Below are 21137 nucleotides of genomic sequence, written 5' to 3' on the forward strand. Positions count from 1 at the left end.
TCTTAAGCTATTCTAACCAATTTCTAATAAGCTTTTGATGGTTCATATCAGCATTTTCTGCCAACACAACGGTTAACTTCCTTTGCTTTTCACTTAGAAAGTCAAAGTGAATTTCAATATAATTATCGGGCAAATAGTCTTGCACAAATTGAGGCCATTCAATCATACAGATATGATTCTGATCAAGATATTGATCGATATCGATGGTTTCTGCCCCACCTTCTTCTAAGCGATAGGCATCAATATGAATAAAACGTTGCGCTTTACCTACATCTGGTAATTCATATTCCTTCACAATTGTATAAGTTGGACTTTTAATCGCCCGCTTAATCCCCAAAGCTTTCCCAAAAGCTTGAGCAAAGGCTGTTTTACCACTTCCTAGCGGTCCCATCAATAAAATAAGACTTCCTCCATGAACATTATTTGCTAATTGCTCAGCAAACCTTTGCGTCTCCTCAATATTGTGACTCATCAATTCTTTCATATCTGATCTCCAGTCTATTCCACTCTCTTTTTATTATATATAAAACACTCTCTATCTGCGAATCATTTGACTTTTAGGCAATTTATTGCTAATTTTAGTATATATTAAAAAAGGAGGCTGTGTTATGAAAAAATGGCTAAAACTAGCGTTGATTCCTTTATTAGCTCTATTCTTAGCAGCGTGTGATAGTCTAAATAAAAAAGAAGAACCCGAAACACCTGTGGAAAATGCTCCAACAGAATCTACTGAAACATCAAAGGAAGATACTGATAATAAGGAAAGTAATGAAAAAACTGACCAAAGCGAACAAGCTGATGGTGAGGAGTCTAAAGAATCAGAAGAGACAGAAGGTTCATCTGAAGATGCCGATAAACCTGATGAAGACACTGATAAGAAAACCTACAGTGCAGAAGGCGAAGAAGGCACTGCTACGATCGCAATTTACGAAGATGGTGAAAAAGTCGATGAATTTAAAATTGAAAACATCGGGAATGTCAGTATCTTAGATGCGATGAATGCTGCAGAAGATCTAGAATTTAATTTTAACGAAGCAGAAGGAGTCATCGATTCAATTAATGGAATTGAAAATGATTATGCTCCAAATACATGGATGTATTTGTTTAATGGAGCCTACGCTGAATTAGGTGTCGTTTCTCAAACTTTATCAGATGGTGACCAAGTAGATTGGTATTTCGGTACCATTGATGATATTCCTGTTAATATCCTCCAAGAAGAAGCGCCTGCAGAAGAAGATGTACTAGCAGAAGAGGAACCTCAAGCTGAGGACGCTGAGGCTGTTACTGAATAAATAAATAATTCATAATTTAAAAAACGCCCTAAAGGGCGTTTTTTTTATTTTAATTAATTAAAAATTGGTTAGCGGTAATGATGGCTACTTTAAAGACATCTTCCTCTACACAACCTCTTGATAAGTCTGAAACGGGTTTAGCTAAACCTTGCAAAATAGGTCCCACTGCTTGAAAATTACCTAAACGCTGAGCAATCTTATAGCCAATATTCCCTGATTGGACCTCTGGAAACACAAAAACTGTAGCTTTTCCAGCAACTTCAGAATCAGGAACTTTTTGTTTGGCAACTTCTGGAACATAAGCGGCATCAAATTGTAATTCACCATCAATCATTAAATCTGGAGCTTTTTCTTGCGCAATGCGAGTCGCTTCAGCAACCTTATCTACCTCTGGTGATTTTGCGGAACCATGAGAAGAAAAGCTTAATAGAGCAACTTTAGGATCAATCCCAAACATTTTCGCAGTCTTAGCACTTTCAATTGCAATTTCAGCTAGAGATTCAGCATCAGGATTAATATTAATAGCGCAATCTGCAAAGACTAGCTTTTGTCCATTCTCATGCGGAGGAACCATAATAAATGCCCCAGATATTAACGAAACTCCTGGCCGAGTTTTAATAATTTGTAAAGCGGGTCTCACTGTATCTCCTGTAGAATAAACCGCTCCACAAACCATAGCATCCGCAAGATCTTGATAGACTAACATTGTTCCAAAATAAGCTGGGTCTTTCAACATTTCAACGGCTTGTTCTTGCGTATTCTTTCCTTTTCGACGTTCCACAAAGGCTTCGACCATTTCATCCATTTGTTCATAGGTATCTGGAGAATAAATGGTAATACCATCTATCTTCCAATTCTTTTGCTCCGCTAATTGTTGTATTTCTTCACTATTTCCTATAAGAATGGGATCCACAATATCCTCTGCATGTAAGCGTACCGCTGCTCCTAATACTCGGGGGTCATTCCCCTCCGGAAAAACAATTTTAATCCCTTTTCCCTTAATATTATCTTCTAATGCTTGAAACATCTCATCGCTCCTTTTCCACTTTAAACATTTTTATCCTATACTGCATACCTTACATATATAGTAGACTTAAAATCCTCTCTTTTCAACAGCTATTTATCCGCTTCCTCTTTTGAAGTTATGATTGTCTCCTCATGACTCTCTATTTCTTTTTCCTTATTATTTTCATTAAAAGGTTTCACTTTCTTTTCTGTCTTTTTAATTTTTTTATTTGAGAATAATGCTTTTATGATGGGTCTTATCAGGTACCAATAAATTAAAAAGACAATCAATAATAAGCAAAGAACCGGAAGTATACGAATTAGGAATAGTACAGAATCTTCAAATAACCTTCTAGTATTAACCAAAGTTTCTTTGAATGTAGTAGAGAGTCGATTCCCAAAGCTATACTTTTCATTCTCTTCTCTCGCACTTGTCAGCGTTTCTCTCAAATTAATCGTGACCGTAGAGAGATCAACTTGATCTGTTAACTGTGACTGTTGAGCTAAATACTGATCGCGCTCCACAATTCCATTTTCAATTTCTGTCTGGATTGTCATAATATCTTCAATTTTATCAGCTTTTTTATTTAATTCATTTAAGCGTTCAATTCGGTCTTCTACTGCTTGAATTCGAATATCAAGGTCGGTCACACTCTTCGTGACATCCTCAGAACCTTGCGAAGCATTAGTCATTTCAGCCTGCTCTAAATTTTGAAGTTGATCAAAAAAGCTAGCAAATTTATCTTGGGGTATTCTCACTGTTAAGGATAACTCTCGTAATTTACTATTACTCGAAGCCATTCCCCCTGCTTCATATTGTCCTTCATTTTGAAACTGAATCTTCCCTTGAGCTGCCGAAATTTGTTTTACAATTTCCTCTTTTGCTAAATCATATTCTAAAGCTTCATAATCAAGACTGGCCGAATAAATAAGATACTGACCATCGGTGTCTACTTCTGTGGTTTGACTTTCTTCTGCACTATTCATTGAAGGGGCTGTATTTTCAGCTAATTGGGCTTCTGACCGATTATCTTCAACCACAGCATTCTCAACCGACGCTTTATCTTGAGGGGTGTTTTGATTACAAGCAACTAGTAATAAGCTCAATCCTAGTAATGCACTAATTTTGATGTTTCTCTTCATTTTAATCACCTCTTTCCACTATTATAAACGGAACGCATACAAAATGCGATCATTGACTTGACATTTATAGATTACATATGTAAACTGAAGTTAGATTACAGACGTAAACTTATAGGAGGTGAAAAACTTGCAAACCCCTCATTTTGTAGAAATTTCTGCCGCTGAATGGGAAATTATGCGGATTGTATGGGCTAACAATCCCCTCACAGCTCGCGAAATAATTGATACTGCCTTTCAATTCCTTAACTGGAAAGAAGGAACTATAAAGTCCTTAATAAATCGACTGACTCAAAAAGGAATCTTAGTACAAAATACACAAACCAAACCCTTTTTATATTCGGCAACCATTGATCAAGAGACTGCAAATTATCAAAACTTAAATGCTTTGATGAGCAGAATCTGCACCACCAAACGTAAAGAAGCGATTGAACACCTGATTCACAACCATCAACTCTCACAGGATCAGTGTAAAGAACTCATCCAACTCTTAGAAAAAAAAATAGCCTCTGCTCCTTTAAAAATTGAATGCCAGTGTCATCCAGGCCAATGTAACTGTCATTCGTGCTCCTAACTTTATAAATACTTCTCTTATAACAAATTAGAAAGGAAGAATTATATGAACCAAGAAAGCTATCCTGTTCAAGGCATGCACTGTGCATCCTGCGCTACACGAATTGAAAAAGTTTTAAATGAATTAGTAGGGGTTGAAAAAGCAGAAGTGAATTTAATCGCTGAACTTGTTACCCTACATTACGATCCCACACAAATTTCCTTACAAGAAATCGATGAAGCAATCGCAAAAAATGGCTACCAACTTATTTTAAATCAAGATAATAATTACCATCAAGCTGACACTGAGTCTGTACAACAACGTTACACCTTAGAAGGAATAACATGTAGCTCATGTGCACAAACAATTCAAAAAAATATTCAAACTTTACCAAACATTAAATCTGCCCAGGTCAACTTAGCCACTGAAACAATGCTTGTCGAGTGGGAGAATCAAGCGAACACCCAAGCAATCATCGATACCGTCGAAAAAATAGGCTATCATGCAACATTGGCTCGTTCTGCTAACGAACAATACCAAGCAGATTTAACTAGAAAAGCAGAAGAAAGAAAGAAGCAGAAAAAACAACTCTTACTCATGATTCTTTTCACGGTTCCGCTATTCTTATTAACAATGGGTCCCATGGTAGGTCTACCGATCCCATCAGCTATTGATGGAATGATTCACCCTGCTAGAAATGCTGTTCTCCAACTTGTACTCACTTTACCTGTCCTCTATTTAGGGCGTCATATTTTTCAACGTGGGTTAAAAAACCTAATCAATTTACATCCTAATATGGATTCTTTGGTTGCGTTGGGAACTGGAGCTGCCTTCATCCAAGGTATTGTCATGACTATTCTCTTACTGGCAACTAATAAAGCAATTGAAGGCCATCCAAATCTGTACTTTGAATCTGCTGCTGTTATTATCACCCTGATGACACTTGGAAAGTATATGGAAAATTTGGCCAAAGGCAGAACATCTTCTGCTATCAAGTCTCTAATGGATCTAACACCCAAACAAGCAAGACGACTCGATTCAAATGGTGAGCCAGAACTAGTCCCCATCGAATTACTTCAGCCAGGTGACCATATCCAAATTAAACCCGGCGAAAGCCTTCCAGTAGACGGAATCATTCTCGAAGGTCAATCAGCCATCGATGAATCGATGCTAACAGGCGAAAGCATTCCAATTAACAAGGGGCCTCAGGATAAAGTGATTGGAGCAAGTCTTAATAAAAGCGGAAGTTTTATCTACGAAGTCACACAGGTGGGGCAAGATACCACACTGGCAAAAATTGTAAAAATGGTACAAGATGCACAAGCCGGCAAAGCTCCCATCGCAAATTTAGCCGATAAAATTTCAGCATACTTTGTTCCTACTATTATCCTATTAGCAATCTTAGCCGGACTCTTCTGGTTCTTCATCATGAAAGAACCCCTTGATTTCGCATTACAAATCTTCATAAGTGTCTTAATCATTGCCTGCCCTTGTGCTTTAGGTTTAGCGACTCCAACCGCTATTATGGTGGGAACAGGCAACGGAGCTCAAAAAGGAATTCTTATCAAGAGTGGAGCTGCTTTAGAATCTACCCACAATGCCGACACAATCTTGTTAGATAAAACTGGAACCATTACTGAAGGCCATCCTCAAGTTACAGATCTCTATACAATAGATGAATGCAAGAATAAAGAGATCATTCATTTAATCGCCTCTGCAGAAGCTGCATCAGAACATCCTTTAGGAGAAGCCATCGTTCAATATGCGGAAGAAAATAATATTCGTCCTAGCAAACTCGAATATTTCGACAGTCTCACAGGAAAAGGAATAGTCGCTAAATTAAAACAAAAAACCATTCATATTGGCAATCTAAAATTGATGAAAGAAATCACTCAGCATCCCATTTCACCTGAAATAATCGATCAAGCGGAACAGCTATCCACTCAAGCAAAAACAGTTATGTTTATCGCTGTAGATCTCAAGGTTATAGGCATCATTGCGGTTGCTGATCCTATAAAGAAATCCAGTCCACAAGCCATTGAAAAATTACATCAAATGGGACTTAATGTGGTAATGCTGACAGGGGATCAGCAACAGACTGCTGAGAAAATCGGCCAAAATGTTAAGGTAGATGAAGTCTTTAGCCAAGTTATGCCTGAAGACAAATCTGCTATCGTCCAAAAGTTTCAAAAACAAGGGCGACATGTCATCATGGTGGGAGACGGTATCAATGATGCCCCCGCTCTGGCACAGGCAGATATCGGAATGGCCATCGGTTCTGGAACAGACATCGCAATCGAATCTGCCGATATTGTATTGATGAATAATCAATTAGATGCTGTTCCAACCGCTATTAAATTGAGTCACGCTACAATCAAAAATATCAAGCAAAATTTATTTTGGGCTTTTGCCTATAATATTATCGGAATTCCATTTGCCATGGGAATCTTCTACCTCTTAGGTGGACCCCTTTTAAATCCAATGATTGCTGCATTAGCAATGAGCCTAAGCTCCGTTTCAGTGCTAATCAATGCTTTACGTCTACGATACTTTAAATAGAAACCTTTAAAAATCCTTCACGCTTAGACTGAAGGATTTTTTTAATTAATATTTATTAATTTTTAAATGTTTATTACCCTTAATTTGTAAAATAACTTATAATACAAAAAGAAGCATATTACAACTTCATTGAGCAAACTTCAAAGCTTCGTTATAATTAAGATATCTTATTACCAAAGGAGACTAACTAATGGCAAAATTATACTTTGCTAGTCCTCTCTTCAGCGAAATGGAACTAGCTTTCAACCAAAAAGTGGTTGATCAACTTCGACAGGCAATTCCTGAGTTAGAAATTTATCTACCTCAAGAACAAGCTGAAATCAATGATAAAGAAGGCTATGCTGATTCAAAAATGATTGCAACTCTTGATACAGAGGTTTTGCTAAATTGCGATATGATGGTAGCCATCCTAGATGGCCAAACGATCGACCCTGGTGTTGCAAGTGAGATTGGGGTGGCTTATCAAGCTGGGATTCCTATTATCGGCCTTTACTCAGATATCCGCCAGCAAGGAGCAACCAATCAACAAAAAATTGCTGCCCTCCAAGAAATTGCCGAATCACAATTCCCTTATGCTAACCTTTATACAGTAGGACTTATCAAATTAAATGGTCAAGTTGTCAATTCAACTCTCGACCTTCCAGATGCCATTAAGACTGTCCTATCCAAACTACAATAGAACGGTGGAAAATATGTATTCCAACAAAATCGGATTAATCGACATTGGTTCCAATACCATACGTTTAGTAATTTACGGAATCAATGAATTTTATGATATCAATGAAGTCACTAACTTGAAAACCCCTGCTCGTTTATCACGCTTTTTAGTCAAAGATAACCATGCAAAAGTTGTAATGAATCAAGAAGGCATTAATTTGTTAACCGAGACGCTTGCCGGCTTTAGCCATACAGCCAAAGCCCATCAAGTCAATGACTTATTAATCATGGCTACCGCCGCAATTCGACAATCAGCTAACCAGGCACAAATTTTAGAAACGGTTAAACAAGAAACAGGTATTGACATAAAAATCCTTACCGAAGAACAAGAAGCTTCATACGGACAGTACGCCATTGCTCATACCATGTCTTTACGCAACATCGTCACCATTGACATTGGCGGAGGATCTTGTGAACTCACTTTGGTTGAAGACAAACAGCTAAAGGAATTTCACTCATTTCCTTTCGGCGTTGTGTCACTAAAAGAAATGTTCTTTCAAGATCGTAGTCATAATGATCCCAAAGCAATTGAAGAAGCTCGTGCCTATATCAAAAAGCAATTTAAAAGTATTCCGTGGCTTAAAAAAATTCGCTATCCCATTGTTGCCGTTGGGGGATCAGCACGAAATATTGCTCAAGTTCACCAACGCCTACAACATTACCCAATTGCAGGGATACACGGCTATCGCTTATCAGAATTTAATTTACTCACTACTTTAGAACTTTTTGCTTCGACTAGCTACGAAGAAATGGACAACATTGATGGACTTAGTTCAGACCGAACAGATTTAATTATTCAAGCAAACCTCGCCTTCCTTGAATTAATACATACAGTAAAGGCCCCTACCTTATATATTTCTAATCAGGGGCTACGTGAAGGAATCATTATGCACTACTTAAATGATCACTACAATCAACCTATCCATCCAGATTTAGTAAAAGTAAGATCCATTCAAAAGGTGTGTCGTGATTTTAAAATCAATACCAAGGCAGCCACTATTCGTACGAATATTGTTTTAACTCTTTACCGCCAGCTCTGTGATTTAGGGCAGATGGAATATTCATACAGTCAACATTTAGAATTAGAGTTAGCCTCCTATCTTTATCACTGTGGTCAATTTATCAGTCAAGAAGCAGATTCACAACATACTTTTTATCTCTTGTCTAATATGAATTTAGAAGGCTTTTCTCATAAATATCGTGTTCGTCTAGCTTTACTCAGCAGTTTTCGTAATAAATCACTTCTCTATCAATACTGTGACAATTTTGTTAACTGGTTTAATGAGTCAGAATTATTTCAACTTCAACAGCTAGGTGGACTTATTAAATTCAGTGAAGCACTTAACGATTCACAAACTGCACCTATTCATCATTTAGAGATCGTAGCTGAACACAACCAGTATCGACTCGATATTTATCACCACGGCCCAATCGTAGCTGAACAGTATCGAGCTGAACGTCATCTTAAACACTTAGAACGTGCGCTAGATGATCACATCCGTCTAAACTATATTGAAACTCCCCTTAATCAATAAATATAGAAAGGTGTAATATAATATGGCAGATAATAAAAAAGCAAAGAAAAAAGCATTGTCTAATAAGGAAAAATACGCCCCCACCAGTCTTGATAGCGAAGGCCCTTTTGCCGATCCTAATTACTATTTCAATCGAGAATTAAGTTGGTTGGACTTCAATTTACGTTGTATTGAAGACGCTTATGACAGTAATAACCCGCTCCTTGAACAATTAAATTTCCTTGCAATTGGATCCTCTAATCTCGATGAATTCTTCATGGTTCGAGTGGCCGGAGTCTATGATCAATATTTAGCAGGTATCGAGATCTCAGAGAATAAAACTTATCTGTCACCTGACGCTCTTCTCACTCAAATTAGCGAACGCAACCACCGGAATGTCGAAAAGCAATATAAACGCTATAAAGAACTGATGGCTCTACTCCCTAACACTGGATATCAAATTAAAAGTATGGACGAATTATCTAGCTCTGAATTAGCTGAAGTAGAATACTATTTCAAAACACTTTTATTACCTACCTTATCACCTTTAGGCATTGATGCCTATCGTCCTTTCCCACACTTAGTCAATAAAGTCATCAATATTATGGTAAAACTTAGCAAGGATGGGGAGGAACATCGCGCGATTGTGCCAATTCCACAATTAGTCGATCGTTACTTTGTCATAAAAGGACAAAAAAATAATATCGTATTAGTAGAAGAGATTATTCTTCATTATTTGGATCGTATCTTTGAAGGTTATGAAATTACCTACGCTTATCCATTTCGCATCACTCGAAATGCTGATTTCTCAATTATCGAAGATGGGGCCTCTGATCTTTTGGCTTTAATTGAAAATTATGTTAAACAAAGAAAAAATGGGATGGCTGTCCGAATTGAGATTGATACCTCTAGACTTGGACAATTCTCACAACAACAGATTCATTATTTACAAGAAACTTTTGAACTTGAAGAAAGAGCCGTCTACTTAATTGACGGACCTTTAGACTTGACCTTCTTGTTTGATATACGCTCAGAAATTGGAGCTAAACATCCCGAATATTTATTTGAACCTTATGAGCCCTATTTAAACCCAAAACACACTGGCGAAGAATTATTTAAAACAGCCCGCGATCACGATATCTTCCTTCACCATCCTTACGATTCTTTCCAGCCTGTTGTTGAATTAATTGCTCATGCCGCAGAGGAACCTCGAACCATTGCCATCAAGCAAACATTATACCGTGTCTCTAAAAATTCACCGATCATTTCAGCCCTCAAAACAGCTGCAGAGAATGGTAAAGAAGTCACTGTATTAGTTGAATTGAAAGCTCGTTTCGATGAAGCAAATAATGTCTATTGGGCACGAGAACTCGAAGATGCCGGTTGCCATGTATTATATGGGGTTAGCGAATTAAAAACTCATTCAAAAATTTCCTTAATCATTCGTAAAGAAGATAATACTATTCAACCCTATCTACACTTAGGAACAGGAAACTACAATGATAAAACCGCCAAAATATACACTGATATGGGTATTATTACCACTCATCGTGGCTTAACAGATGATGCAACCAATTTCTTTAATTACCTAAGTGGCTACTCTAGTCTGCCAGAATATCATCATTTACATGTTTCTCCATTTGCAATCCGTGACTCTTTAATGGACTATATTGATGAAGAAATGGAATCCCATGCGATAAATGGAAATGGTCGCATCATTGCTAAAATGAATTCTCTTACTGATAAACCTTTGATTGAAAAACTTTATCAGGCAAGCCAAGCAGGTGTTCAAATTGACCTAATTGTGAGAGGCATATGCTGTCTACGTCCTGGCATTCCGGGTATTTCCGAAAATATTCGGGTACGCAGTATTGTCGGAAGATTACTCGAACACTCACGCATTTATTATTTCTATCGTAATGGTGATCGACATCTCTTCCTGTCGTCTGCTGACATGATGACAAGAAATATGATCAAGCGCGTCGAAATTGAATTTCCAATTCTCGATAAAGATATCGAAGCTGAAATTATTGACTATCTAGAACTACAACTCTCTGATAATATGAAAGCACGTGAATTACAATCTAACGAAGAATACACTCGCCCCGTTCAAGAAGAAGACAATAAAATTAATTCTCAAGAAATCTTAATTCAACAGTCCATAGAAAAACAGCAAAAACTCAATGAGAAATTAGAAAACCTAGAGAATCTGCACAAAAAGCCAAAATTAGGTCGACTCTCTAAAAACGCTTCTAACCCAACCAACAGAACTACCAAAAAGTTATCACAAAACCTCTGGCAAAAATTCTTACATTGGATCCGAAACATTTAAACCTCAGAAGGTCACTTATGTGACCTTCTTTTTACTTTCTTTAATGCTTTTTATTCAATTAAATGCTAGAATATTATCGTATGTCTACTATTATCATCAACCTATAGGAGGTCATTGTTATGATCAACGTATCTAATGTAAGTCTTCAATTTCCTGATAAAAAACTTTTCGAGAATGTAAATATTAACTTTACTCCTGGTAACTGTTATGGAGTTATCGGAGCAAACGGTGCTGGTAAGTCTACTTTTCTAAAAATTCTTGCAGGCGAAATTGCTCCAACGACTGGAAATGTTTCGATGGATCCTAATGAGCGTCTGGCTGTTCTCAGTCAAAACCACTATGGCTTTGAAGAACATTCATTGATTGAAACCGTTATGATGGGACATAAAGAACTTTATGAAATCAAAAAAGAAAAAGATGCAATCTACATGAAAGCTGACTTTTCGGATGAAGATGGTGTCAGAGCAGGTGAACTAGAAGGGTTATTTTCTGAAATGGGTGGCTGGGAAGCCGAGTCTGAAGCTTCTAATATGCTACAAGGTTTGGGAATACCGACTGACATGCATAACAACAAAATGAGTGATTTAATTGAAGCCGACAAAATTAAAGTCTTACTCGCTCAAGCCTTATTTGGTAAACCTGATAATTTACTATTAGATGAGCCTACTAACGGTTTAGATGCTCAAGCCATTGAGTGGTTAAGTGACTTCATTATGGACTTCCCTAATACCGTTATTGTCGTTTCTCATGATCGCCATTTCTTAAACACTGTTTGTACTCATATGGCTGATGTTGATTTTGGTAAAATTAAAATCTATGTCGGGAACTACGATTTCTGGTTACAATCCAGTCAACTTGCAGCTAAACTAGCGGCTGACCAAAATGCTAAAAAAGAAGAACAAATCAAAGAACTTCAATCGTTCATCGCCCGTTTCTCAGCAAACGCATCTAAATCCAAGCAAGCTACCTCTCGTAAAAAATTACTCGATAAAATTACCCTTGACGATATTCAGCCTTCAAGTCGTCGTTATCCATTCGTAGGATTTTCACCAGAACGTGAAATTGGAAATGATTTATTAAGCGTCAATAATCTATCAAAATCAATTGATGGAGAAGTATTATTTAACAACATCACTTTTACTTTAAACCGTACCGATAAAGTCGCTTTTGTTTCAAAAAATGATAATGCCATTACGGCTCTTTTTGAAATATTAATGGGTAATTCAGCGGCTGATTCTGGCACTTTTGAATGGGGAGTCACTACTTCTCAAACATACTTACCTCGTAATTCAGCTGATGAATTCGAAGGAGTGGAACTTCCAATCGTCGATTGGTTAAGACAATATGCCTCTAAAGAAGAAAGTGACAATACCTTCTTACGATCTTTTCTCGGTAGAATGTTATTTACAGGCGATGATGTGATGAAGCCTGTTAATGTCCTTTCCGGTGGTGAAAAAGTTCGCTGTCTCTTATCAAAAATGATGTTATCCAAAGCTAATGTGCTCGTCATGGATCAACCTACTAACCATCTCGATCTAGAATCCATTACCGCTCTGAATGATGGCTTAGTCAAATTTAAAAGTGCTATTTTAATTGCTTCTCATGACTATGAAGTGTTGAACACGACGGTCAATCGCGTGATCGAAATCACACCGACTGGGGCATTTGACCGCATCAATTCTACATATGAAGAATTTGTTAACGATAAGGAATTACAAGCTCGTATTAATGAAATGTACCCGCAAGATTAAAAGGAGGAAAGTATGACTTTTGAAAGTATTTTACCCCTAATTAAAAAAGGACAAAAAGCTGTCCGCTTAGGTTGGTCTGGAGCTGAAGATTATATTTTCTTAGTTAAAGATACTCAAATTCTTCAACAAGAAACAACCCCTTTTTTAATGATTCAAGTCCAAGGAGAAGGCTTATCGATGTTCCAACCCACCGTCTGTGATATTTTAGCTACCGATTGGGAGATCGTCCATGAATAATTCAACACAGATCCCAATAGGGATACAAGAACAACTACCAGACCCTATGACCGTTTGTGTCTCTGGGGTTAGTTCTGGTATTGGAGCGGCCCAGGCGGCCGCTTTTTTAAAAGCAGGTCATCGTCTATTTGGAATTGATCGACAAAAGACACCAGAAGTTATCCAACTCAGTCAAGACTATCCCCAACAATTTTATTTCAAACAAGCAGACCTTTCTTCAATAGAAGAAGTTAATGAGGCGATCACAACTTTTAAACAGCACTTTACATGCCTACATGTTTTATGTAATACAGCCGGTCGCTTGGACCAATTCTTACCTCTCGACCAAACTTCGCCTGACCTATTTGATCAGATCATCAAGACAAACTTGTATTCGATATTTTACCTTACCAAAGGACTCTTACCCCTCCTGCTAGACCAAAAGAGTTCCCGCTTAATTAACATGGGTTCAATTGCTGGTTTAGGGGCTGGGGGTGGCGGCATTGCCTATACAGCGAGTAAACATGCCATCATTGGTTTTACAAAACAAATGGCCTACGATTACGCCAAACATGGTCTCCGTGCTAACGCAATTGCTCCAGGGGCAATTGCTACTCCCATGAATACTGCTGATTTTGAAGGGGATCATCCAATGGCACACTGGGTATGTGAACAAACACCCAACCAAAGATGGGCTAGCCCCGATGAAGTTGCCCAACTCACCTTATTCTTGGCTTCTGATGGGGCCGATTATATCCAAGGATCGGTTCTACCTATTGATGGCGGCTGGATGAATCGCTAAAAACACTATAAATGAAGTGAATTTTCCGCTATAATACTAACAGAAAATAATGAAAGAGAAGTGAACTGTATGGGTCGTAAATGGATGAACATCCGTGAAAAGAAAGCAAAAACAGACCAACAAACCTCAAGAATTTATGCCAAATTTGGTATTGAAATCTATGCTGCCGCAAAATCAGGTGACCCGGATCCCGAAAGCAACCAAAAATTAAAATTTGTCATTGACCGGGCTAAAACCTATGACGTACCTGCTCATGTCATCAATAAAGCCATCGACAAGGCCAAAGGGTCTGCTGATGAAACATTCCAAGAATTGCGTTATGAAGGCTTTGGACCCAATGGGTCAATGATCATCGTGGACGCCCTAACTAATAATGTTAACCGGACAGCTGCCAACGTCCGCATGGCTTTTAACAAAAATGGAGGCAACATGGGAGTTGCCGGTTCCGTATCTTATATGTTCGATAATACCGCTGTTTTCGTAATGGCAGATCAAGATGAAGAAGCAATTACCATGGCCTTGTTAGAAGCAGATATAGACGTTAAGGACGTCTATTCAGAAGATGGTACTGTGGTCGTATATGGACAACCTGAAGACTTCGCCGCGATTAAAGAATGTTTAGATAGCTTCGGAGTCCAAGAATTCTCATTAGCTGAAACTGAAATGATCCCTCAAACAGAAGTCCAATTAAACGAAGAAGACCAAGCTAAATTCGACAAATTAATCGATGCCCTAGAAGATGACGACGACGTGCAAAAAGTTCATCATAATGTGGCGGACTAATATTCAATCCATTAAAACAAGCTGCTAGCTTTGATTGCTGGCAGCTTGTTTTAAATGGACACCGCTTTCAATATCATCACAATAAATATTTACCGACCTAACCAGTGGATTTTGTGTACGCAAAAAAGAGCAGCTGATCAATCAACTGCTCTTCTTGTTTTTTTATTACTTATTCAGCGCTTTTCACCACATCTTTTAGACTTACATTTCCTAAAGCATCTGGGGCTAATCCCTCAATACCTTCTTTGACAACATAATTTGAAGTATAGTAATAAATTGGAATCACTGGCATTTCTTCCATCATCACTGCTTCAGCATCTAAAAGTTTCTGTGTACGTTTAGCTTCATCTGTCTCAGCAGCGGCCTCATCCAATAACTGCTTAAAGTTTTCATTCTCCCATCCTGTATCATTATTGCCTGTTTTAGCTGTTCGATACATGTCTAAGAAAGTTGAGGCATCATTATAATCTGCAATCCATCCCATACGTCCCACTTGGAAATCTAAAGCTTGTAATTTTTCAAGATAAACTTGCCATTCAGTTGAATCAATTTCTGAATTTATCCCTAAGTTTTGTGCCCATCCTTGCTGAATATGTTGGGCAATCGTTGAATGCGCCTCTGATTCATTAATAGAAATATTAATTGTAATCTCACTTGGATCTTTAATTCCAAGCTCTTCCATTGCTGTAGCTAAATACTCTTTAGCTAATTCAATATCATTATCTTTGAGATAGCCTCGATCTTCTTCAAAGCCCTCAATAGTTGGAGGGATCAAACCTGTTGCAGGAATTTGATCTCCTTTCAGAATATTATCAATTAAAGCTTGGCGATCAATCGCTAAAGAAAGAGCTTTACGTAAATTGACATTTTGTAATTTTTCATCAGTCGTATTGATTTTATACCAATAAATAGCTGCATAAGGTTCTGACTTTAATTCACTATTATTACGGTACATATCGATTGAATCTAATGAAACTGTTCCATAAGGAGTTCCTAAATAATCAAGATTCCCTGCTTGATATTCAGCATTAGCGGTTGCTTCTGATTCAATAATTTGAATATTGACATTGTCAAGCTTAACATTATCAACATCCCAATATTCTGCATTCTTGGCTAGAACCACATTAGCATTATGATTCCATTCTGAAAGTGAAAAAGGCCCATTCGTTACATACGCATCTCCTGCTTCTGCAGCCCATCCTTGCTCGTCAGCCTCCACTGCTTTTTGATTAACTGGCATATAAGTATAAAATGACGTTAATTCGATAAAATAAGGTGTAGGATGAGTTAGTTTGACTTCTAACGTGTAATCATCGATTGCTTTAACTCCCACATCATCGGCCTTGCCCTCACCTGTATTAAAAGCTTCTGCCCCCTCAATTGGATATAAAATAGACGCATAAGTGGCAGCAGTTGCTGGATCAAGAACTCGCTTCCAAGAAAAAACAAAATCATTTGCTGTTACTGGATCTCCATTCGACCAGGTAGCATCTTGACGTAATTTAAAAGTCCATGTCAGACCATCTTCGCTTTCTTCCCATTCTTCTGCTACACCAGGCTGAATCTCACCGTTATTATTATGCGTAAGTCCTTCAAACACATTACGAATAATCGATCCAGAAGTTGAATCTGTTGCTAAACCAGGATCTAAAGTTGGTGGCTCAGCATTAAGTGCGAGATTAAGACTCGCCCCTTCTTGAGCTGAAATTGAACTTATTACTCCAACAAAATTAGATAAAATAAGAAACATCATTAGAAAACCTACAATAATTTTATGTGACCTTTTCATATTACCCCTCCTATATTAGAATCTTGTTATAAGAATACCTAATAAAATTAATTTAATCAAGGTGTTTTATCATTTATTTAATCTTATTTTAATTTTTAGCTGAAATCCACTCTTCTATTTGACTAGGCCCTGCAGAAACAAAATGCCCCTCAGAAATTTCCTTGATCTCACTTTCTTCCAACGATTCTTGATGCTCATACGGCAATCGTTGTCTTTTACTTTCACTAAGCGGATCAGGATTAGGAACTGCAGAAAGTAGCGATTTTGTATATGGATGAACTGGGTGACGGTAAATATCATCTGACCTTCCCAATTCAACAATTTTTCCTCGATACATGACTGCAATTCGATCTGAAATATATTTGACCATCGATAGGTCATGAGCAATAAATAAATAGGTTAAACCTTTTTCACGTTGAAATCGTTTCATCAAGTTAACTACTTGAGCTTGGATTGAGACATCCAATGCTGATATAGGTTCATCAGCGATAATCAATTTTGGTTCTAATGATAAGGCACGAGCGATCCCGATTCGCTGTCTTTGTCCCCCTGAAAATTCATGAGCATAACGATTCATATGTTCTGGATTTAAGCCAACAGAATCTAATAAATTTTCTATTATTTGATTTCTTTCCGAAGGTTTTCGATACAATCCATGAATATCAAAACCCTCTCCTATTATCTCTCCAACAGTCATTCGTGGATTCAAAGAAGCGTAAGGATCTTGAAAAATCATCTGAATTTCACGAGCGAGTGCCTTTTTATTTTTTTGATCTTGTTTACCACTAATTAACTGACCATTATAAAAGATTTCACCATCTGTGATCTGGTTTAAACCAATAATAGCTCTACCTGTTGTCGATTTTCCAGAACCAGATTCTCCTACTAATCCAAGAACTTCTCCTTCAAAAATATCGAAGGAGATCCCATCCACTGCTTTAACAGGTTGAGAACTTTTACCAAAATATTGCTTTAAATTCTTCACTTCTACTAATTTAGTATCCAACATCTTGAACCTCCTCTTGAGCCTGCGATAGATAACGATCTATTCGATCTTGAATCACTTGAGGCATGGCTATATCAGGCGCTATCTCATGAGCTAACCATGATTTTACAAAATGATGGTCATTTATCTTAAAAACTGGAGGCTCCTTTTCATAATCAATTGCTAAAGCAAATCGATTTCTCGGTGCAAAAGCATCACCTTTTGGAGGATCAATTAAATTCGGAGGAGCTCCTGGTATCGTGTAAAGATCTTCAGCATTATCACTTTCTAAATCAGGCATAGAGCCTAATAACCCCCATGTATAAGGATGCTTAGGATTATAAAAGATTTCATTAACACTTCCATACTCCACTACTTGCCCCGCATACATAACCGCTACTTTATCCGCTACATTCGCTACCACACCTAAATCATGAGTAATAAAAATAATAGCTGATTGAGTCTCTTCTTGAATTTTTTTCATCAGCTCTAATATCTGTGCTTGAATCGTCACATCAAGCGCTGTGGTAGGCTCATCTGCAATCAAAAGTTTGGGATTTGCTGCTAATGCGATAGCAATCACTACCCGTTGTCTCATCCCTCCAGAAAATTCATGAGGATACTCATTAAAACGCTTTTCAGGATTTGGAATGCCGACTAAACGTAATAAATCAATCGCCTTCTCTTTGGCTTGGCTTGCTGATACTTCTTTTTTATGAATTTTATACACTTCTGTTATTTGTCTACCAATGGTTGTCGTAGGATTAAGAGATGTCATAGGATCTTGAAAAATCATAGCGATCTCATTTCCACGAATATTAGCCATTTCATGTTCACTTAAATCCAAAAGAGACTGATCATTAAAAATTATCTGTCCTTGTTCATAAAGACCAGGTGGTTGAGGTATCAAGCGCATCACTGCATTACAAGTCACACTTTTTCCTGAACCTGACTCTCCTACAATTGCTAACGTTTCTCCTTGTTTTACTTCAAAGTTTACGCCTCTTACTGCTTGAACTTTTCCAGCATATGTTTTGAAAGAGATGTGTAAATCTCTTACTTCTAATAAATTATCACTCATCATATCACCTAATCTCTTAATTTTGGATCTAATGCATCCCGCAAACCATCTCCTACAGCATTAAAAGCAAAAATGGTTAATGATATCAACAAAGCAGGAAAGAATAAACGCCAAGGTGCCGTCATAATGGCCTCGTTTCCTTCAGAAGCCATTGTTCCCCAAGAGGCTAAAGGGGGTGTAATGCCTAATCCAATATAGCTTAGAAACGATTCGTTAAAGATAGCTGCAGGAATCTGCAAAGTCATGGTCACAATAATCGATCCCATCGCATTAGGTAAAAGGTGTTTTGAAATTAAATGACTAGCACCCGCTCCTAATGTTCGAGAAGCCAAGACATATTCTTGATTTTTTAAGGACATTACTTCCGCCCGGACAATTCGCGCCATTCGAATCCATCCAGTCAGAGATAGTGCAACGATCATCGGCAAAAGACCTTGATCTAAAACAACTAAGAGTAAAATAATTACCAATAATTCTGGTACTGAATTTAAAATATCACACACTCTCATCATAAAATTATCGACACGTCCACCCACTAATCCCGAAATACTTCCATAAATTACACCAATCACCACATTAATCAGAGCTGCTGAAAAAGCAATGATTAAAGAAATTCTAGCCCCAATCCATGTCCTAACAAAAACATCTCGACTCAAATTATCCGTTCCAAACCAATTGCTCGTCGAAGGAGGCATATTATAATGACCGGACTGTTCTGCATAATCATAAGGAGAAAAAATTGGAACAAAGATTGCCATTAAAGCCACAATGAATAGAAGTATCATGCCCAAAATCGCCAATTTATTACGCAGAAAAGCCTGAATAACCTGCTCCCAAAAAGAGATCGTTTTTTTACTTAAAATATCTGTTTCCGATTCACGACCACCAATAATTTCAAAACTTTCTTGACTAAGTACTTGTTCTGTCATGTCTATTCATCCCCTTCCAATTGAATTCTTGGATCTAACCAGACATATAAGATGTCTACAATTAATACTGCTAATAGCAGTACAATCGCAAAGAAAACAGTGATCCCCATAATCACAGTATAATCCCGGTTATTAATACTCTGAACAAAATGTCTACCTAGCCCGGGAATTGCAAAAATATTTTCAATCACAAAACTTCCGGTCAAAATTCCAGCTGTTAACGGCCCTAGATAAGTGACTACTGGCAAAAGTGCATTCTTTAAAGAATGGTGGAAAGCTATTCCCCACTTTTTTCGTCCTTTTGCTCGTGCTAACTTTACATATTCTGATGTATTTTGTTCTAATAAACTGGAACGAGTTAGTTTAGCGATATTCCCCATATAACCTAAGCCTAATGCTAATGCAGGCAATATCATATGTTCAGGGCCTTGCCATCCTGAAATAGGAAGTAACTGTAACTGTGAACCTAAAATATATTGTAAAAGACCTGCTAAAACAAACGAAGGAATCGATATCCCCAAAACCGCTAATAAAGTAGCCAAATAATCGGGCCACTTATTGTGATTCATTGCTGAAATAATGCCTGAAAGAACGCCAAATACAATGGCAAAAATAAGAGATCCGGCGCCTAGAGCAGCTGATACAGGAAAACTTTCCGCAATCATGTCATTTGTAGATCGTCCCTTGTATTTCATCGATTCGCCAAAATCAAACATCGCAACATTTTTTAAATAATTAAAATACTGAACATACCAAGGATCATTAAGTCCATATTGCTCATTAAGTTGTTCTTGGATTTGGGCAGTTACTTGTTTATCTGCTGCAAAAGGGCTACCTGGAGCCAAACGCATCAGAAAAAAGGTAATGGTTACAATCACAAATAATGATAACAGACTATAAAAAGTCCTTTTTGAAATGTATTTGACCATATTATTCTCCTTTTTAAAAAATTAAATTTTGATGATAAAAAGATTATAATACACCTTTGAAGATTAATCAATTTTAATTTAAATATAATAAAATACCCACTGCAAAAATGCAGTGGGTATTTTAAATACAAATTCTATAAGTCTTTAATCTTGATCATTCGGGTAATATTTGCCCGCTCATTCTCTTCTAACTTCATAGAGATATAATCAATGGTTTCTTCAGTATCAGGAATCATCCGATACTCTAGCGCATTTACACGGCGACGTGTTTTTTCAATCTCGTCTGCAAGGAGCTGACATGCTTTTTCAATTTCTACTAATTCTAATAACTTAGGAAGTAATTGATTAAGGCCAGCTAATGCTTCATCTAATTCAGCATTAGAATTAAGATAACCATATTGAATAGGTCCCTGCTTCGCATCAAGATTAAAATCCATATCAGGAACATTCACACTCATGATATTCTTCATATGAATATCTAATTCAACATTACTCTGTGTTACCGCCGCAATTTCTTCAATGAAATTTTCATTCATTAATGATTTGGCCATAACAAAAGATTTTAAAGCTTGAGTCAGTTTAGCTTCCACTTCATCGCGCAATTCATTATTACGACGAATCATATCAATAAAGTTTCGCATCAATTCATCTTGCTTATCTTTCAGTAATTTATGTCCTCGTGTTGCAAGCGCATGAGTGCCCTTCAGTGCCGATAATTCCATCCGTGTTGGCTTTACACCTAATACGTTTGCCATATAGC

19 protein-coding genes are annotated in these 21137 nt (G+C 37.4%); 10 read left to right on the top strand and 9 right to left on the bottom strand.

The genetic code is table 11. The features are described 5' to 3' along the window. Positions 1-7: 7 nt before the first annotated feature. Positions 8-484 (bottom strand): tRNA (adenosine(37)-N6)-threonylcarbamoyltransferase complex ATPase subunit type 1 TsaE, encoded by a 477-nt coding sequence (gene tsaE, locus HZY91_RS05750; protein WP_197115325.1) that lies wholly within the window; start codon positions 482-484, stop codon positions 8-10. A 124-nt stretch (positions 485-608) separates the two neighbouring features. On the opposite strand from tsaE, the gene HZY91_RS05755 reads away from it, so the two are divergent. Continuing rightward, the gene (locus tag HZY91_RS05755) at positions 609-1292 is read left to right on the top strand and encodes a DUF4430 domain-containing protein (protein WP_197115326.1); all 684 of its coding nucleotides are present in this window, start codon (positions 609-611) and stop codon (positions 1290-1292) included. Between the two features lie 49 nt (positions 1293-1341). Here HZY91_RS05755 and pta read toward each other — a convergent pair whose 3' ends face one another. Together pta and HZY91_RS05765 are read right to left on the bottom strand one after the other, a co-directional pair. Next, complete coding sequence (gene pta, locus HZY91_RS05760) at positions 1342-2319, bottom strand: phosphate acetyltransferase (protein WP_197115327.1); 978 nt, start codon at positions 2317-2319, stop codon at positions 1342-1344. Between the two features lie 89 nt (positions 2320-2408). Beyond that, positions 2409-3440: a DUF4349 domain-containing protein gene (locus tag HZY91_RS05765; protein WP_197115328.1), complete on the bottom strand. Its 1032-nt coding sequence runs from the start codon at positions 3438-3440 to the stop codon at positions 2409-2411. A 127-nt stretch (positions 3441-3567) separates the two neighbouring features. On the opposite strand from HZY91_RS05765, the gene HZY91_RS05770 reads away from it, so the two are divergent. From HZY91_RS05770 to HZY91_RS05810, 9 genes are all read left to right on the top strand, one after another. Next, positions 3568-4011 (top strand): CopY/TcrY family copper transport repressor, encoded by a 444-nt coding sequence (locus HZY91_RS05770; RefSeq protein WP_197115329.1) that lies wholly within the window; start codon positions 3568-3570, stop codon positions 4009-4011. A 45-nt stretch (positions 4012-4056) separates the two neighbouring features. After that, positions 4057-6549: a heavy metal translocating P-type ATPase gene (locus tag HZY91_RS05775; RefSeq protein ID WP_197115330.1), complete on the top strand. Its 2493-nt coding sequence runs from the start codon at positions 4057-4059 to the stop codon at positions 6547-6549. 190 nt (positions 6550-6739) lie between these two features. After that, positions 6740-7228, top strand: a complete 489-nt coding sequence (locus HZY91_RS05780; protein ID WP_197115331.1) for a nucleoside 2-deoxyribosyltransferase — start codon at positions 6740-6742, stop codon at positions 7226-7228. Between the two features lie 13 nt (positions 7229-7241). Next, positions 7242-8801, top strand: a complete 1560-nt coding sequence (locus tag HZY91_RS05785; protein WP_197115332.1) for a Ppx/GppA family phosphatase — start codon at positions 7242-7244, stop codon at positions 8799-8801. Positions 8802-8823: 22 nt separating this feature from the next. After that, the gene (locus HZY91_RS05790; protein WP_197115333.1) at positions 8824-11112 is read left to right on the top strand and encodes an RNA degradosome polyphosphate kinase; all 2289 of its coding nucleotides are present in this window, start codon (positions 8824-8826) and stop codon (positions 11110-11112) included. Between the two features lie 119 nt (positions 11113-11231). Then, the gene (locus HZY91_RS05795) at positions 11232-12863 is read left to right on the top strand and encodes an ABC-F family ATP-binding cassette domain-containing protein (RefSeq protein ID WP_197115334.1); all 1632 of its coding nucleotides are present in this window, start codon (positions 11232-11234) and stop codon (positions 12861-12863) included. A 12-nt stretch (positions 12864-12875) separates the two neighbouring features. Further along, positions 12876-13100 carry a DUF2829 domain-containing protein gene (locus HZY91_RS05800; RefSeq protein ID WP_197115335.1) on the top strand — a complete coding sequence of 75 codons (225 nt, stop codon included), beginning with the start codon at positions 12876-12878 and terminating at the stop codon, positions 13098-13100. Next, positions 13093-13881, top strand: coding sequence for a 3-oxoacyl-ACP reductase (locus HZY91_RS05805; RefSeq protein WP_197115336.1), 789 nt, complete (start codon positions 13093-13095; stop codon positions 13879-13881). Before HZY91_RS05800 ends, HZY91_RS05805 begins: the two co-directional genes overlap by 8 nt. Before the next feature lie 69 nt (positions 13882-13950). Then, entirely contained in the window at positions 13951-14664 is a 714-nt protein-coding gene (locus HZY91_RS05810; RefSeq protein WP_197115518.1) for a YebC/PmpR family DNA-binding transcriptional regulator, read from the top strand. A gap of 169 nt (positions 14665-14833) precedes the next feature. Here the strand turns inward: HZY91_RS05810 and HZY91_RS05815 are convergent, their stop codons facing one another. The 6 genes from HZY91_RS05815 to HZY91_RS05840 all read right to left on the bottom strand — a co-directional run bounded on the left by HZY91_RS05815 (position 14834) and on the right by HZY91_RS05840 (position 21132). Beyond that, positions 14834-16453, bottom strand: coding sequence for a peptide ABC transporter substrate-binding protein (locus HZY91_RS05815; protein WP_197115337.1), 1620 nt, complete (start codon positions 16451-16453; stop codon positions 14834-14836). Between the two features lie 88 nt (positions 16454-16541). Continuing rightward, positions 16542-17462: an ABC transporter ATP-binding protein gene (locus HZY91_RS05820; RefSeq protein ID WP_218957753.1), complete on the bottom strand. Its 921-nt coding sequence runs from the start codon at positions 17460-17462 to the stop codon at positions 16542-16544. Next, positions 17449-18522, bottom strand: a complete 1074-nt coding sequence (locus HZY91_RS05825; protein ID WP_197115338.1) for an ABC transporter ATP-binding protein — start codon at positions 18520-18522, stop codon at positions 17449-17451. The genes HZY91_RS05820 and HZY91_RS05825 overlap by 14 nt, the downstream gene beginning before the upstream one ends. Positions 18523-18527: 5 nt before the next feature. Further along, the gene (locus tag HZY91_RS05830; protein WP_197115339.1) at positions 18528-19448 is read right to left on the bottom strand and encodes an ABC transporter permease; all 921 of its coding nucleotides are present in this window, start codon (positions 19446-19448) and stop codon (positions 18528-18530) included. Between the two features lie 2 nt (positions 19449-19450). After that, positions 19451-20377 (bottom strand): ABC transporter permease, encoded by a 927-nt coding sequence (locus HZY91_RS05835; protein ID WP_197115340.1) that lies wholly within the window; start codon positions 20375-20377, stop codon positions 19451-19453. Positions 20378-20511: 134 nt separating this feature from the next. Continuing rightward, complete coding sequence (locus HZY91_RS05840) at positions 20512-21132, bottom strand: V-type ATP synthase subunit D (protein WP_197115341.1); 621 nt, start codon at positions 21130-21132, stop codon at positions 20512-20514. Positions 21133-21137 lie beyond the last annotated feature (5 nt).

This window comes from Facklamia lactis (assembly GCF_015863205.1).
Classification (GTDB): Bacteria; Bacillota; Bacilli; order Lactobacillales; family Aerococcaceae; genus Facklamia; species Facklamia lactis.